This window comes from Neorhizobium sp. USDA 3394, assembly GCF_056280385.1.
Window position 1 is genome coordinate 2,931,695 of record NZ_JBWCDU010000001.1, and the last position, 15,319, is coordinate 2,947,013.

Genomic DNA, 15,319 nt, shown 5'->3' on the forward strand with positions numbered 1-15,319 from the left:
TCCCGCAGAGAAACCGGCAACGGCTCTCAGGTAAAACAAGGGTAGCATATCGATGACCAACACTGTTCTGAAGCCCGTCTGGGCAGGGTCGACATTCAGGCTCGATCCGTCTCGTTTCCCGCAGCAGGTTACCTATGCGCTGCGCGAGACATCAGGAGATGTCTCCATCACCATCGACGAACGCGGCGCCGTGCTGCGTAAAATCCTCCCCGCAAGCGGCCTGCCGCTCTCCTTCGCCCTGCCCGCCCGCGCCTTCAAAGGGGTTGCGGCCCGCGCCATAGACCACGGCGACGGCGAAGTGACGGTCACGCTCGAACTGCATCACGACGACCCGGATCTGTGCATCCCGCTGCTCGTCGCCCACGACCTCTGCGACATCGCCGCCGACTGGCGGAGCTGGTCGGACGCCTATCGCATTCCAATGCTGATGGTGGAAGCCGACGGCATCGCCCGGCCGCTGGAAAACCATATCGGCGACGTGCGCACCAATGCCGTCAGGCAGCGCCGCCGTCATTCCTATTTCGCGGCGCGCCGTCCGCGCTTCCTGGTCCGCCGCACCACCGGTAGCCTCGGCGTGACGATGAAGATCGAAGGCAAGGAGATTATCGCGCGTCGGTAGGGCTTTGCTTGTCCCTTTGTCCACCACCTCTCGCGATAACATTGGAGGGAGCCCGACCGTCAACCGGTCGGGCTTTTTCCGTTAAAGGGCGAGCGACAGGAGGAGACCGGCAAACAGGATCGCGCCGACGCGGTTGTTGGACTTGAAAAGCCTCAGGCACTGGTCGGCATTGTCGATATCGAGGACCAGAACCTGCCAGCCGAACATCAGTGCCGCGGCGAAAAGGCCGAGATAGGCAAGGAACCCGACGCCGGCCGATCCGAAAGCGAGCAGCAGGAAGACGAGCGTCAGGCCGTAAAGGCCGATCAGCCAGGGCTTGGTATTGTCGCCGAACAGACGCGCGGTCGAGCGTACCCCGATCAGTTCGTCGTCCTCCTTGTCCTGATGGGCATAGATCGTGTCGTATCCGATCGTCCAGGCGATGGCGGCGAGGTAGAGCCAGAGGGCCGCGAATGAGAGGCTGCCGAACGTTGCGGCCCAGCCCATCAGCGCGCCCCAGGAGAAGGCGAGACCGAGGAAAAATTGCGGCCAATCGGTAAACCGCTTGGCGAACGGATAGATCGCCACCACGGCGAGGGACAAAATACCGAGCAGAATGGTGAAGGCGTTGAACTGGAGAAGCACGAGGAGGCCGACCAGCGCCTGCACGGCGATGAAGACCTTGGCCTCGAAGCGGGAGACGCGACCGGAGGGCAGCGGCCGCGAGCGTGTGCGCGCCACTTCCATGTCGATGTCATGGTCGACCAGATCGTTATAGGTGCAGCCGGCACCGCGCATGGCGACCGCCCCCAGGAAGAACAGCACGAGGTGGAAAATGAGGAGGCCCAGGGAAAACGCGCCCTCCTCCCTGGCGGCGTTCGCCGCCATCGCCGCGGACCAGAAACACGGCCACATCAGAAGCTGCCAGCCGATCGGCCGATCCCACCTTGCAAGCTGCGCATAGGGCCAGGCCGGCCGCGGCAGGACGCGGTAGACCCAATTGTCGGATGGAGCGTCGGCCACGCGGCCGCTGAAATCGTCGGCGTTCGTCATGGCCGGTTCTAGCGCCGGCCGAACACCACGGTCAAGCGGGCGCTTTGTCGCCTTCCGGCGTGGGAGAGCCACGCCTTAGGCCGTGGAAGATCCACGCCTTAGGGAAGCGAGAAGCCGAATTTGTAGCTGGCCGAAACGCCGAACATCAGCTGGTTTTTGGAGCCGCGCTCGCGCACCAGGCTGCTGTCGGCGACATCGCCGGTCAGCCGCTTGTATTCGGCAAACGAGGTGAGTTCGAGTTTCTCGGTCGCCTTCCAGGTCAGCGCCGCACCGACGCCCACCGAATGCAGGCCGCTGCCCGGATCGTAGGCGGAAAGACCCGATGCCGCCGACTGGCTCGGAGTCACCTTGTAATAGGCGTCGTTGTAGCCGTTGCTTGCCCAGGTCGCGCGCGGACCGCCGGAAAGCCTGAGATCCGGCTGAAGATCGGTGAAAGCATCGACCGAGACATCGGCGACGACGCCATCATGGCTGCGGATGCCCTGGCGGATTTCGGCACGGGCGCGAATCCAGTCGGTCGGATAGATATCGATGAAGCCGCCGAGTTCGCCGCCCAGCTTGACCTTCTTCAGGCCCCTCAGGTCGTCGGACGTATCATCGTCGCGCGGCATGATCAGCTTGGCCGCCACGCCGGCGCGGATCGAGCCCTGATCGATCAACGCAAAGGAGATGCTGTCGTTGCGAGAGGAGAAACGTGCCTGTTTGCTGTTCTGGCGGCCGAGCGAGATGATCGGCGAGAACTGCAGGCTGCGACCATTGTCGCCCTCGAATTTCGGTGCGACGAAGCCGGCGCCGCCGAGCGTCAGGTACCAGTCGCCTGACCAGAAACCTTCCTGGGCCTTGGCGCTGCCGGAAGAAACAATCGAAAAAACGGAAATGAAAAGAGCAGCCCGAAGAGGCAAGGACATGGCAACGGATCCCGAAAACGCAAAACAGAACAGAGATCCCACGGGGGATTTCTGTTCTATTATCCCATTTCCATTGCCAGCTTGTTAACCAAGCGGAAGATCACACCGCGACCTTGTCGAGCGGGATGCGGCTTTTTTCGAAGGCCCGGAGTTCAGCCTCGCGCTCGTAGATGTAATCGCGGTTGTCCGGAACGGCCGTGCGTTTCTTGACGATCTGCATCTGGAAGATGAAGAAGCTTTCGTGGGTGAAGGCCATTTCCGAACCGGCCAGATAGAACTCCCACATGCGCACGAAACGCTCGTCGTAAAGCGCTATCGCCTTGTCCTTGTTGGCGATGAAGCGCTCGCGCCAGTGGCGCAATGTGTGGGCATAATGCATCGGCAGGATCTCGATATCGGAGACCAGCAGCCCCGCCTTCTCGATCGACGGCATCACTTCCGAGATTGCCGGGATATACCCCCCCGGGAAGATATATTTCTCGATCCAGGGATTGTTGATCAGGGCCGGATAGGGCTGGCCGATCGAATGCAGCACCATGACGCCGTCATCGGCGAGCACGTCGTTCACCTTGTCGAAGAACTTTTGATAGTTCAGCCGGCCGACATGCTCGAACATGCCGACGGAAACGACGCGGTCGTAGCGCTTGTCCGGCGGCAGGTAATAATAGTCCTGCAGTTCGAAGCGGACACTGTTGGCGAGCCCGCGCTTGGCGGCACGCTCGCTCGAAATCTTGAGCTGTGCGGTCGATAGTGTGATGCCGGTCACGTCGACGCCGGAAGACTCCGACAGATACATGGCCATGCCGCCCCAGCCGGAGCCGATCTCCAGCGCCTTCTGTCCGGGCTCGGCCAGGAGCTTGGCGACGATATGGCGCTTCTTGGCGATCTGGGCCTCGTCGAGCGAAATGCCCGGCGGATTGAAATAGGCGCAGGAATATTGCCAGTCTTCGTCGAGGAAGAGCGAGAACAGCCTTTCGTCGAGATCGTAATGATGAGCGACGTTGCGCCGGTTATGATTAATCGGCACGCGGTTGCGGAACTGGGAAACCAGCACGCGGACAATGCCGCGCCAGATCATGCCGAAGGTCAGGCCTTCACTGAGGGTATTGTCCTTGATAAGCGCCAGGAACTCGTAGATGTCGCCGTCATCGATGACGAGACGGCCATCCATGTAAAGCTCTCCGAGCTTCAAGGGAGGATCGGCCACCAGTTCGCGTTCGGCGGCTTCGTCGGTAAAGCGTATCGAAACGGAGCGCCCACCGCCGCCGCCATAACGCTGCTCGCCGTCCGAGCCGCGTACAATCAAAGTTCCGGTCTTGATGATTTTGCTGAGAAGACTGTGAAGGGACGAGGCCACGGACCCACCTCCAATAATACTAAGGATGCCTTACTAATCCAAAATCTAGTCGCTTCTCTGCGACTTTCAAGCACATTGCGGCCATGAAAATGACATAAAAAAACAGGCCGTCAAACCCTTGGCTGACGGCCCGCACGCTGTGATTGAGATTTTCGGAAGCCTGCGAAATTTACTTCCTTTTTAAAGCTTCTGCGAGTGCCGCACCGAAAGCACCTTGAGATGAAGGCTTTTCGGTTTTCATCATTTTCGGGTTGACCGGCCGGACGTCGCGGTCGCCGCGCGGAGCGGGTGCCGCCTCGCCGCCGTCCTTGCGCATGGTTAACGCTATCCTCTTGCGCTTCACATCGACCTCGACGACGCGGACCTTGACCACGTCGCCGGCCTTTACCACCTCATGCGGATCCTTGATGAAGCGGTCCGCGAGCTGCGAGACATGGACCAGCCCGTCCTGGTGCACGCCGATATCGACGAAAGCGCCGAAGGCGGCGACATTGGTGACGGTGCCTTCGAGCATCATGCCCGGCTTCAGGTCGGTGATCTCGTCCACGCCTTCGGCAAAGGTGGCCGTCTTGAAGCTCGGGCGCGGGTCGCGGCCGGGCTTTTCCAGTTCGGCGATGATGTCCTTGACGGTCGGCAGGCCGAAGGTCTCGTCAATGAACCTTTTCGGGTCGAGCGCCTTGAGCGCGGCGCTGTCCCCCATCAGCGAGCGCAGGTCACGGCCACAGGCGGCGACGATCTTCTTGGCGACGCCATAGGCTTCCGGGTGGACGGCGGAGGCGTCGAGCGGCTCCTTGCCGTTCGGGATGCGCAGGAAGCCGGCGGCCTGCTCGAAGGTGCGGTTGCCGAGGCGGGCGACCTTCAGGAGGTCCTTGCGGCTCGAAAAAGCGCCGTTCTGGTCGCGATGGGCGACGATCGCCTCGGCAATCGAGCGGCTGAGGCCGGAAACGCGGGCAAGCAGCGGCGCAGACGCCATGTTGAGATCAACCCCGACCGCGTTCACCGCGTCTTCGACCACCGCATCCAGGGAGCGGGAGAGTTTTCCCTGGTCGACATCGTGCTGGTATTGGCCGACGCCGATCGACTTCGGTTCGATCTTGACCAGTTCCGCCAGCGGATCCTGGAGGCGGCGGGCGATGGAGACGGCGCCGCGCAACGATACGTCGAGGCCGGGGAATTCGAGAGCGGCTGTTTCCGATGCCGAATAGACCGAAGCGCCGGCTTCCGAAACGATGACCTTGGTCGGCTTCGCTCCCGAGGCAAGCGCCGGCATGTTCGCCAGCATGTCGGCGACCAGCTTTTCCGTCTCGCGGCTGCCGGTGCCGTTGCCGATGGCGATCAGCTCGACATTGTGCTTGCGGAGGAGCGCGGCGAGCTCGGCCTGGGTACCGCGGATATCGTTTTTCGGCGGGAACGGATAGACGGTGGTGGTTTCCAGCAACTTGCCGGTGGCATCGACGATCGCCACCTTGACGCCGGTGCGGATGCCCGGATCGAGCCCCATCGTGGGGCGGGACCCGGCGGGGGCGGCGAGCAGCAGATCCTTGAGATTGCGGGCGAAGACGTGGATCGCCTCCTCCTCGGCGCGCTCACGCAGTTCGCGCATCAGGTCCAGCGACAGCGAGACCGAGAGCTTGACCCGCCAGGTCCAGCCGGCGGCTTCCATCAGCCAGCGGTCGGCGGCGCCCCGGTCACGGATGTCGAAGGCAAGAGCGATGATGCGCTGGGCGGGTTTGACCGGCGACGGATCGTCCTGATCCACCTCGATCGTCAGCGTCAGGAACTCCTCGTTCCAGCCGCGCAGCATGGCAAGCGCACGGTGGCCGGGGGCCGTCGACCAGCGCTCGGAATGATCGAAGTAGTCGGAGAATTTTGCGCCGGCCTCCTGCTTGCCGTCGACAACCTTGGCCTTCAGCGTCGCGCCATTGCGCATATGCTGACGCAGCTTGCCGAGCAGGTCGGCGTTTTCGGAGATCGTTTCGGCGACGATATCGCGGGCGCCTTCGAGCGCCGTCTTCACGTCGGCGACTTCATCCCTGATATAGGCCTCGGCCAATTTCGCCGGATCGGCGCTGCGGTCGGCCCAGATCGCTTCGGCCAGGGGTCCGAGGCCGCGCTCGCGGGCGATCTCGGCGCGGGTGCGGCGCTTCGGCTTGTAGGGGAGATAAAGGTCTTCGAGCTCGGCCTTGGTCGTCGCCCTGCCGATCTTTGCGGCAAGCTCGTCGGTCATCTTGCCCTGCGAATTGATCGAATCAGCGATGGTCGAACGGCGTGCTTCGAGCTCGCGCAGATAGACCAGGCGCTCCGACAGGTTGCGAAGCTGCGTGTCGTCCAGGCCCCCGGTCACTTCCTTGCGGTAGCGCGCGATGAACGGCACGGTGGCGCCCTCGTCGATCAGCCCGATCGCGGCGGCGGCCTGTTCGGGACGGGCATTGATTTCCGCGGCAATCGCGGCGGCAAGGAAACGGAGATCGGCGGCCATGGGCGTCCTCGTTCAAATGGGAGGCGCGACCATAGTCGAAGTTTGTGGCAAGGCAACGTGGCGAATGGCGGTTCCACAATTTGCTTGGAGCCAGCCGTGCCGGAACGAAACAGGCGGTGACCGATCGCTAACCAAGGCCCTGTGGAAAAAAACAACGCACTCTCGCCCCCGGCCAGAGGCAACTAAAACCCATGCCGCCGCATGATGCGGCCGAATGGAGAGACGAATGCCCAAAAACGCCGCCAGGATTCTGGCATTTGATACGGCGGTCGCCAATGAAGAGCTCGAGGCTGCCATTTCCTATCTCGAACAGAAGCTGAACGATGCGTCCCTTCGGAACGAACCGGTGCCTTTCCTTGCTTATCGGAACAGGGTGATCTTCCAGACGACACTGGACATACGACGTGGCGCTAAAAATCGGCGCGGTGAATTCTGACCTTTATCGAACGCAGCGGCCTCCCATCGAAACGCCATGATGGCCACAAGATGGGAGGCCACCCAAGCCTTGGCCCTTGACCTTTGCCTCCCCTCCCCTTAACCGCCGCGCAAGGCCAAGGTTTTCAGCGCAGGCGAGGGCAGGACATGAAGGTTCTCTTGATCGGTTCGGGTGGACGCGAGCACGCACTCGCCTGGAAACTCGCCCAGTCTCCGAAACTCGGCAAACTCTACGCCGCCCCCGGCAATCCCGGCATCGCCGATCATGCCGAACTCGTGTCGCTCGACATCGACGACCATGCCGCCGTCGCGGCCTTCTGCCTCGACAACGCAATCGATCTTGTCGTCGTCGGGCCGGAAGCGCCTCTCGTGGCCGGGCTTGCGGACCATCTCCGCGCCAAGGGCATTGCGACCTTCGGTCCGTCTGCCGCCGCCGCCCAGCTCGAAGGCTCGAAGGGTTTCACCAAGGACCTCTGCGCTCGCTACGACATCCCGACCGGCGCCTATCGCCGCTTCACCGACGCGGCCGAGGCCAAGGCCTATGTGAGGCAACAGGGCGCGCCGATCGTCGTGAAGGCAGACGGGCTTGCCGCCGGCAAGGGCGTCACCGTCGCCATGGTTCTCGACGAGGCGCTTGCGGCGATCGACGACTGCTTCGACGGCGCCTTCGGGTCGGCCGGCGCCGAGGTGGTGGTCGAAGCCTATCTGGATGGCGAGGAAGCGAGCTTCTTCTGCCTGTCCGACGGCAAGACGGCGCTGGCGCTGGCGACAGCCCAGGACCACAAGCGGGTCGGCGACGGCGATACGGGCCCGAATACCGGCGGGATGGGCGCCTATTCGCCTGCCCCGGTAATGACACCCGACATGGTCGCGCGCACCATGAAGGAGATCATCGAGCCGACGATCCGCGGCATGGCCGAAAGCGGACATCCCTTCACTGGCGTGTTCTTCGCCGGGTTGATGATTACCGCCAAGGGTCCGGAACTGATCGAATACAATGTCCGCTTCGGAGATCCGGAATGCCAGGTGCTGATGATGCGGCTGAAGAGCGACCTGCTCGACCTGCTGCATGCGGCAGCGACCGAGACCCTCGACCAGGTCTCCACTGAGTGGAGCGACGACGTGGCGCTGACCGTGGTGATGGCCTCCAAGGGTTATCCGGGCGCCTACGACAAGGGTACCCCGATCGCCCACCTGCCGGAGGATGCTGTCGGCGGGAAGATCTTCCACGCCGGGACGGCTCTCAAGGACGGCCAACTCGTCGCGACCGGCGGCCGCGTGCTGAACGTTACGGCAACCGCCGGGAGCGTCGCGGATGCGCAGGCGCGCGCCTATGAACTCGTGGGCCAGGTCGAATGGGAAAACGGCTTCTGCCGCCGCGATATCGGCTGGCAGGCGGTCGCGCGCGAAAAGAACTGAGTGCCGGAAACGCCGGTTCATTCAAAATTTACCGATTATCCAGACGGGATGGAAACGAAGCGGCGGTAATCATGCGGGACCTCAAGAAGGATTCCCGGTCATGCGTCTCGTTCTGGCTACAGCTCTGGTGTTTGCAAGCGGTTCCGCTTTCGCGTCGTCGATCACGGTGATCAACGGCACACATCAGCCAGGCGTCAGTATCGTCACCAAGACCTGCGCAGGCTGCCCGGTCGCCGTGGCACCGGAATCGGACGAAGCGGCCTACAAGGTCCCCGATCTGCCGGTAGGCACCCAGAAGACGGAAATCATCGAGATCAACGGTGAGAAGAAGCTGGCGCGCACCGAAGCCTGGCTCGGCGGCTCGCCGGTGATCCATCTCAGCAAGCTGCCGAAATGGATGGCCGAGGAAAAGGCGATCGCCGAGCTTCACCCGACGACCAACGGCTCGACCCAGACGCAGATCGTCGCCGCGGAAGCACCGGCTGACGGCATCGATACCGACGCCATGACCAGTGCCGTGAAGACAATCGGCGAGGCATCGGTCGGAATTGCCGAAGCATCCCTCGCGCCGCAGCCGCTTGCCCTCGACATGTTCCAGCTGCGCACCAACCTGTTCTAGTTTTAGAAAATCATTATATTTACATAGCAGAAAGTGCTTTTGGAACACGCCTTCACGGAATGCGCGCAAATTGCGCATCATCAAATCCAGACTGCCCAAAATATTTGCTTTTGGGGCTGTCAAGGCCCCGATAATTAAATTTTTATTCAAATGTTCGAGATCACTCTCCCGTCATAGTGCGATGTAAGCACGTGACCGGCGCAGGACGCGCTCCCCCCAAAACTTCGCCCCGCTCCGGCTCCTCCGGGAGAGTTCGGCTGCCTGAAAGTGAGTCGAAACATGAAGAATCTCAAGATTTCCCACCAGTTATTGGCCATGGTGGCAGTGCTCATGGTGGCTTTTAGCGCCGTCACCTACTATCAGATCCGCACATCGATCGCCTCCATCTATGCTGAGCGCTACGAAATGCTGCGCACCCAGGTGGAATCGGGCATTTCCATCCTGCAATCCTACTACGACCGGGAAAAGTCGGGTGAGCTGAAGCGCGAGGACGCCCAGAAACTGGCTTACGCAACCGTGGCAGGGATAAAATACGAGCCGGCCGGTTACCTCTTCGGCCTGAACTACGACACCGTGACGCAGTTCCATTATAATTCCAAACTGATCGGCGTGAACCAGAAGGGTCAGCCGGACAAGATGGGCAACCTGTTCCGCGAAGAGATGGTCGCCAAGGGCCGTGCCGGCGGCGGCGTCACCATCTATTACTGGGAAAAGCCCGGCATGCCGGCCGACAAGGTCTTTGAAAAGGCCGCCTATTCCCGCGCTTTCGAGCCTTGGCAGATCATTGTCGGCACGGGCGTTTACACCGACGACCTCGACGCCAAGATCAACAAGACGATCCTGGAAGTGCTCGGCATCGGCTTGATCGCCTTCCTGTTTGCACTCGGCATCGCCTTCCTCGTCATCCGCAACATCACCAAACCGCTTGCCGCCGTGCACACGGCCCTGCAGGCCGTCGCCGACGAAAACGTCACAGCGGCGATCCCGCATACGGAAATGTCGAACGAAGTGGGCATGATGGCGCAAGCCACCCAGGCGCTGCAGGAAAAGATCCGCGAACGCCACGCCATGGCCGATCGCGAGGAAAAACAGAAGGCGGAACTCGACCGCGAGCGCCAGCAGAACCTCGATATGCAGCAGAAGGAAGCCGCGCTGCAGAGCCGCGTGGTGTCCACCATCGGCGAAGCGCTCGAAGCGCTTGCCCAGGGCGACCTCACCATCCGCTGCAACGATCTCGGACCGCGTTACGAGACGCTCCGCCACAACTTCAACGAAGCGCTCGCTCATCTCGAAGCCGCGATGAGCAAGGTCAATGCCAAGGGCATCGACATCGGCGGCTCCAAGGAAGAGATCCGCCGCGCCTCCAGCGAACTGTCGCAGCGTACCGAACGCCAGGCCGCAAACCTCGAAGAGACGTCCGCGGCTCTCGACGAACTCACCGTCGCCGTCCGGCAGACCGCAGAAGGCGCCCATGAGGCCGCCCAGCGCGTTACCTCTGTCAGCGCCGAGGCCAACCGTTCCGACCAGATCGTCGCCCAGGCGATCGACGCGATGGGCGGCATCGAGCATTCGTCGGAAGAGATCTCCAAGATCATCGGAGTCATCGACGACATCGCCTTCCAGACCAACCTGCTGGCCCTGAACGCCGGCGTCGAGGCGGCCCGCGCCGGTGAATCCGGCAAGGGTTTCGCGGTCGTCGCCCAGGAAGTCCGCGAACTCGCCCAGCGCTCCGCCGCTGCCGCCAAGGAGATCAAGGATCAGATCTCGCGTTCTTCCGGGCAGGTGCAGAACGGCGTGCGCCTCGTCGGCGAGGCGGGCGAAGCCCTGAAGCGGATTTCCAACCAGGTAAAGGCCGCGAGCGACATCGTCGGCAAGATCGCCCATTCGGCCTCAGAACAGGACACGACGCTGCGCTCGATCTCGTCGTCGCTGAACCAGCTCGACGCGGCCACCCAGCACAATGCGGCGATGGCGGAAGAAACGACCGCCTCGGCCGAAGCGCTTGCCGCCGACACGGACGAATTGCTGAGCCTGATCAGCAGCTTCCGCATCAGTGCAGGCCAGAATAGCGGTCACAATACCGGTGCCGGCAGCCTCAACCGCGTTGCCCAGAAGATGCGCCGCGCGAGCTAGTCAAAAGTTAGTCGGGGGACGGGGAACCGCCGGGTCGAAAGATCCGGCGGTTTTTTTGTTCAGGTCAGCCGCTGATCTTGGAGAAATCCGCAACCGTCGCGGTCGCTTCGCGGATGGCCTTCAGGAGTGCCAGGCGGTTGGCGCGGATCGCCGTGTCCTCGTCGTTGACCAGCACGTCCTCGAAGAATTTGTCGACGGGTGCGCGCAGCTTCGACAGGGCTTCCATGGCCGAGCGGAAATCTTCCTTGGCCACCGCGTCGGACGCTTCCTTCGAGGCGACCACGATGGCTGCCCAGAGCGCCTTTTCGGCATCGAGCTTCAGCAGTTCTTCCGAAACGCCATCGGCGACGACGGTGCCCTTCTTCTCCTCGGCGGCAAGGAGTTGCACGGCACGCTTGGTGCCGGCGAGCAGGTTCTTGCCGTCTTCGGAGGTGATGAACGCCGTCAGCGCCTCGACGCGGCGGGCGATCAGCAGGAGGTCGTCGGCGTCCGGCGTGAGGACGGCGTCGATCAGGTCGTGGCGGGCGCCCTGGTCGCGGAGATAGACTTTGAGACGGTCGTGGAAGAAGGAGAGGAGGTCGGGGCTATAAGCTCGTTCTGCTACTTCATCGAGACTTTTCGCAGCAGTACCGTAGATGCTCGGAGAATAGGCCCACATAAAAGCCTGGGTGAGTGGCAGCCTGACCTTGCGTTCCAGAAGGATACGCACAACGCCGAGCGCAGCCCGGCGCAGCGCGAACGGATCCTTCGAACCCGTCGGCTTTTCGTCGATCGCCCAGAAGCCAACCAGCGTATCGAGCTTATCCGCAAGCGCGACCGTCAGCCCGACCTTTTCCTCAGGCAATCGATCCGATGGGCCGTTCGGCTTCCAGTGATCCTCGATCGCAGCGGCAACGGAGGCATCCTCACCCTGCAGAATCGCATATTTGCGGCCCATCAGGCCCTGCAGTTCCGGGAATTCGCCGACAGCTTCGGTGCGCAGGTCCGCCTTGGCCAGCACCGCAGCGCGATCGACCAGGGCCGGATCAGCACCAGTGACCTTTGCCAGTTCCTTCGCCAACGCGCGGATGCGTGCGACGCGCTCACCCTGCGTGCCGAGCTTGGCATGGAACGTCACGTTCAGCGCATCGAGCTTCGCCATGCGCTGGTCGAGCGGCTTTTTCAGATCGAGGCCGAACTTCGCAGCAGAATCCTTCAGCGTATCCAGATCGGGCATGTCGCCTTGGTCGCGGGTCCAGAAATGCTTGGCGTCGGAGAGGCGGGCGCGCACGACCTTGCCGTTGCCGTGCATGATCTCCTTGCCGCCGTCCTTGGCCTCGATGTTCGAGATCAGGATGAAACGATTGGAAAGGCCCTCGCCGCCGGTCTGCGGGCGGGTGACGAAACATTTCTGGTTCGTCTTGATGGTCAGCCGGATGATTTCGGAGGGGATCTCGAGGTAATCCTCCTCGAACTCGCCCATCAGCACGTGCGGCCATTCGACGAGGCCGGAGACCTCTTCCAGCAGGCCTTCATCCTCGACCAGATCGAGGCCGTTGGCGAAGGCGAGGTCGCGGGCGTCGTGCAGGATGACGTCCTTGCGGCGGTCGGCATCGAGCATGACCTTTGCCTTTTCAAGGCTGGTCACATAGTCGTCGAAGCGGCGGACGGTGATGGCGTCGGGCGCGTGAAAACGGTGGCCGTAGGTGATGTTGCTGGCCACCAGCCCGTCGATCTCGAAGGGGATGACCTGGGTTTCGTCATGTTCCGGGCCGAAGACGCAGACGATCGACTGCAGCGGGCGCACCCAGCGCAGGCTTTCCGGGCCCTTGCCGTCGATGCCGGCGAAACGGGCACCCTTCGGCATGGAAGCGGCACCCCAGCGCATCGATTTCGGCCAGGGGAAATTGCGGATGATGCCGGGCATCACCTCGGCAATGATCTCTTCCGCCGGACGGCCGGGCTTGGAGATGACGGCGACGTAGAAATCGCCCTTCTTCGGATCGTTGACAACCTGTGCTTCCGAGATCGACGACAGACCTGCGCCGCGCAGAAAGCCGGCGATGGCGCCTTCCGGCGCATCGGTGCGCGGGCCCTTGCGCTCCTCGCGCTGGTCGGCCGAGCGGGCCGTCAGGCCGCGGATATCGAGCGTCAGGCGACGCGGCGTCCAGTATTCGCGCGCACCCTCATAGGTCAGACCCGCTTCCACCAGCGCGTCGGTGACGAGCTTTTTCAGGTCTCCCGCCGCCTTGCGCTGCATGCGGGCGGGAATTTCCTCCGAGCGGAGTTCGAGAAGCAGATCGGGCATCGATAATCAACTTTTTGATGATTGTTCAACAGGGCGTGGCCTTAGCAAGCCCGCCGCCAAAAGTCACCAGCCGGATTGGCGAAAGTGTTTACCAGCCGCCTCCGCCGCCGCCACCTCCCCCGCCACCGGACGAGCCGCCGGAGAAGCCCGAGGAGGACGAGGAGGATTTTGGCGCGGGGATGGTCGAGGCGATGGTGGAGGCCATCGAGGAGGAGAAGCCGCCGATGCGATCGCCGAAATTGGAGCCGTAATTGCCGCTATACCAGCCGGGCGCATAGGCGCCGGCGGCAGCGCCTGCCACGGCACTCGCAAGCCAGGTCTCGAATGTGTTGCTCCACGGCTTCTCGACGCCGAGCGCCACCGCATAGGGCAGCAGCTTTTCGAAATGCTGCGGCGACATGGTGGGGGCGCCGGCCGTGTTCATGCGGTCCTTTTCGGCAAGCGTCAGGTAGATGCGCAGGCCCTCGATGCCGTCCATCAGCTTGCGGCCGAGCGGTGTGGGCGCACCTATCAGGAAGAAGAAGATGACGTTGGCGAGCACGATGCCGCCGACCGAGACCAGGATCGGCCAATGCTCGTTGCCGGTCATTTCCGACATGATCGCCACCAGCACCGCCGAGCCGATCGACAGGGCCACCAGGCCGATAAAACCAAGGATCACGACCGAGACGATTTTCGAAATCAGCGACGAGCCGCGGCGAAAGCCCTTACCGAAACCAACAGCGAGGAAACCGAAGACCACGGAGAAAAACGCGGGGATGATCAGCATGGCGATCATGTCCGGTTCGAGATTGCCGAACACCAGCAGAGCCACGATGGACAGCACGCTCAGGACGACGCCGCCGATCACATAGCCCTTGTTGCCGTTGTAATATTTGCCGCGATGTTCCTTCTCGATCGCCTGGCGGAAGCTCGCTCCGATCGACTGGACAGTGGTGCCGTGTGCCTCGTCGATCACCAGTGCCTGCCCCTTGGCACCGATGGAACCGAGGATCGAGGCCTGGCCGATCGGCACGTCCCGCGGCACGGATTTGTCCGTGCGCCGGATGACGATCTTCTCCGCGAGGTCCTCCAGCGTTACGTAACCCTTGACCGCCAGATCGAGCGCGCTTGCGGCGAAAGCCGTCCAGCCGCCGCCGGAAAAGCCCTTGTTGTCGATGTAGTTGACGAGGGCCGGCGACAGGCCCTCCGGCGCATCCCAGCGCGGCACGACGACGCCGCGATCCGGATCGCGGCCGACGCGGCCCCAGAAAAGCGCATAATAACCGACGACGAGGACGAGGCCGACGATCGAGATGATCGTCCCGATATTGTCGCGCCACCACCAGGCGCTTTCCTGTTCTTTCGAAGGGGGAGCGACGATCCCCTTGGGAAAGCCGGCGACGATCGTCAGGCCTTCCTGCATGCCGAGCGGCTGGGTGGTCGAAAAGGCCGCCTGATTGCCATTTGCCTGCATGCGGGCATTGCGGGCGGTGGATCCGAGCGGGCCGGTATAGGCGGCGGTCTGGGTTATCCGCGCAGCACCCGGCAAGGTCACCCGCGCCGAGGCCTGGGCGATGCGGAATTCCCAGCCATTGCCGGTGACGTTCCAGTAGAGTTCGTCATGGTCTCCGAAATAGCGGATCTGCCGGTCGGTCCTGTAGGTAAAGACGAAAGTGTGCTCGCCATCCCGGAGAAACACGTCCTTGTCGCCGGAATAGATACGGATGCCGCCGGTGACGCTTTCCGTGTGGAAGGGCTCGGCCTGGCCGTCGCGGGTGACGGAAACGACCTCGAAACCGACGCGCACGGTGCGGCCGTTGACGTCCTGCATCGTCAGCGGGAAATCGCGAAACAGGCCGCGCTTGATCTTGTCGCCTTCCGCATTGGCAATGATCGTCTCTGTCACCGTCAGGTCGCCGTTGTCGGCGACCTGGATGTCGGAATGATAGGAGCGGATATATTCCTCTGCCGCGGCGGGCAGCGCCGCCGACAAGCAGAGAAGCAGAGCCAGACCAAAGCCGGAGAACCACCGCATCACGACATTTCTCC

At 62.5% G+C, this 15,319-nt stretch carries 11 protein-coding genes; 5 read left to right on the forward strand and 6 right to left on the reverse strand.

Going from position 1 to position 15,319, the window contains the following annotated elements; all coding sequences use genetic code 11:
• The first annotated feature begins 52 nt into the window (after positions 1–52).
• Positions 53–619, forward strand: a complete 567-nt coding sequence (locus ACZ9EJ_RS14485) for a DUF6101 family protein (protein WP_037084360.1) — start codon at positions 53–55, stop codon at positions 617–619.
• Positions 620–700: 81 nt separating this feature from the next.
• Here the strand turns inward: ACZ9EJ_RS14485 and ubiA are convergent, their stop codons facing one another.
• The 4 genes from ubiA to ACZ9EJ_RS14505 form a co-directional block, all read right to left on the reverse strand.
• Positions 701–1,651, reverse strand: a complete 951-nt coding sequence (gene ubiA / locus ACZ9EJ_RS14490) for a 4-hydroxybenzoate octaprenyltransferase (RefSeq protein WP_046641091.1) — start codon at positions 1,649–1,651, stop codon at positions 701–703.
• A gap of 98 nt (positions 1,652–1,749) precedes the next feature.
• Positions 1,750–2,559 carry a MipA/OmpV family protein gene (locus ACZ9EJ_RS14495; protein WP_046641092.1) on the reverse strand — a complete coding sequence of 270 codons (810 nt, stop codon included), beginning with the start codon at positions 2,557–2,559 and terminating at the stop codon, positions 1,750–1,752.
• Positions 2,560–2,659: 100 nt separating this feature from the next.
• The gene (locus ACZ9EJ_RS14500) at positions 2,660–3,916 is read right to left on the reverse strand and encodes an SAM-dependent methyltransferase (protein ID WP_046641093.1); all 1,257 of its coding nucleotides are present in this window, start codon (positions 3,914–3,916) and stop codon (positions 2,660–2,662) included.
• Between the two features lie 169 nt (positions 3,917–4,085).
• Positions 4,086–6,395, reverse strand: coding sequence for a Tex family protein (locus tag ACZ9EJ_RS14505; RefSeq protein ID WP_046641094.1), 2,310 nt, complete (start codon positions 6,393–6,395; stop codon positions 4,086–4,088).
• A gap of 226 nt (positions 6,396–6,621) precedes the next feature.
• Here ACZ9EJ_RS14505 and ACZ9EJ_RS14510 point away from each other — a divergent pair, with 226 nt between their 5' ends.
• The 4 genes from ACZ9EJ_RS14510 (at position 6,622) to ACZ9EJ_RS14525 (ending at position 11,001) form a co-directional block, all read left to right on the forward strand.
• A complete protein-coding gene (locus ACZ9EJ_RS14510; RefSeq protein ID WP_046603414.1) occupies positions 6,622–6,831 on the forward strand; it encodes a hypothetical protein in 210 nt (69 codons plus the stop codon).
• 146 nt (positions 6,832–6,977) lie between these two features.
• The gene (purD, locus tag ACZ9EJ_RS14515) at positions 6,978–8,249 is read left to right on the forward strand and encodes a phosphoribosylamine--glycine ligase (RefSeq protein ID WP_046641095.1); all 1,272 of its coding nucleotides are present in this window, start codon (positions 6,978–6,980) and stop codon (positions 8,247–8,249) included.
• Between the two features lie 100 nt (positions 8,250–8,349).
• The gene (locus tag ACZ9EJ_RS14520; RefSeq protein ID WP_046641096.1) at positions 8,350–8,868 is read left to right on the forward strand and encodes a plant virulence effector HPE1-like domain-containing protein; all 519 of its coding nucleotides are present in this window, start codon (positions 8,350–8,352) and stop codon (positions 8,866–8,868) included.
• Between the two features lie 279 nt (positions 8,869–9,147).
• Positions 9,148–11,001 (forward strand): methyl-accepting chemotaxis protein, encoded by a 1,854-nt coding sequence (locus ACZ9EJ_RS14525; RefSeq protein ID WP_046641097.1) that lies wholly within the window; start codon positions 9,148–9,150, stop codon positions 10,999–11,001.
• Between the two features lie 64 nt (positions 11,002–11,065).
• Here the strand turns inward: ACZ9EJ_RS14525 and glyS are convergent, their stop codons facing one another.
• Positions 11,066–13,288 (reverse strand): glycine--tRNA ligase subunit beta, encoded by a 2,223-nt coding sequence (gene glyS / locus ACZ9EJ_RS14530; protein WP_046641098.1) that lies wholly within the window; start codon positions 13,286–13,288, stop codon positions 11,066–11,068.
• A gap of 88 nt (positions 13,289–13,376) precedes the next feature.
• Positions 13,377–15,305, reverse strand: coding sequence for a DUF2207 domain-containing protein (locus ACZ9EJ_RS14535; RefSeq protein WP_046641099.1), 1,929 nt, complete (start codon positions 15,303–15,305; stop codon positions 13,377–13,379).
• Positions 15,306–15,319 lie beyond the last annotated feature (14 nt).

Bases quoted from the DNA above. Each gene is read 5' to 3' on its own strand.
- ACZ9EJ_RS14485 (WP_037084360.1), top strand. From the start codon at position 53: ATGACCAACACTGTTCTGAAGCCCGTCTGGGCAGGGTCGACATTCAGG.
- glyS (WP_046641098.1), bottom strand. From the start codon at position 13,288: ATGCCCGATCTGCTTCTCGAACTCCGCTCGGAGGAAATTCCCGCCCGC.
- ACZ9EJ_RS14525 (WP_046641097.1), top strand. From the start codon at position 9,148: ATGAAGAATCTCAAGATTTCCCACCAGTTATTGGCCATGGTGGCAGTG.
- ACZ9EJ_RS14520 (WP_046641096.1), top strand. From the start codon at position 8,350: ATGCGTCTCGTTCTGGCTACAGCTCTGGTGTTTGCAAGCGGTTCCGCT.
- ACZ9EJ_RS14535 (WP_046641099.1), bottom strand. From the start codon at position 15,305: ATGCGGTGGTTCTCCGGCTTTGGTCTGGCTCTGCTTCTCTGCTTGTCG.
- ACZ9EJ_RS14510 (WP_046603414.1), top strand. From the start codon at position 6,622: ATGCCCAAAAACGCCGCCAGGATTCTGGCATTTGATACGGCGGTCGCC.
- ACZ9EJ_RS14505 (WP_046641094.1), bottom strand. From the start codon at position 6,395: ATGGCCGCCGATCTCCGTTTCCTTGCCGCCGCGATTGCCGCGGAAATC.
- ACZ9EJ_RS14495 (WP_046641092.1), bottom strand. From the start codon at position 2,559: ATGTCCTTGCCTCTTCGGGCTGCTCTTTTCATTTCCGTTTTTTCGATT.
- ubiA (WP_046641091.1), bottom strand. From the start codon at position 1,651: ATGACGAACGCCGACGATTTCAGCGGCCGCGTGGCCGACGCTCCATCC.
- purD (WP_046641095.1), top strand. From the start codon at position 6,978: ATGAAGGTTCTCTTGATCGGTTCGGGTGGACGCGAGCACGCACTCGCC.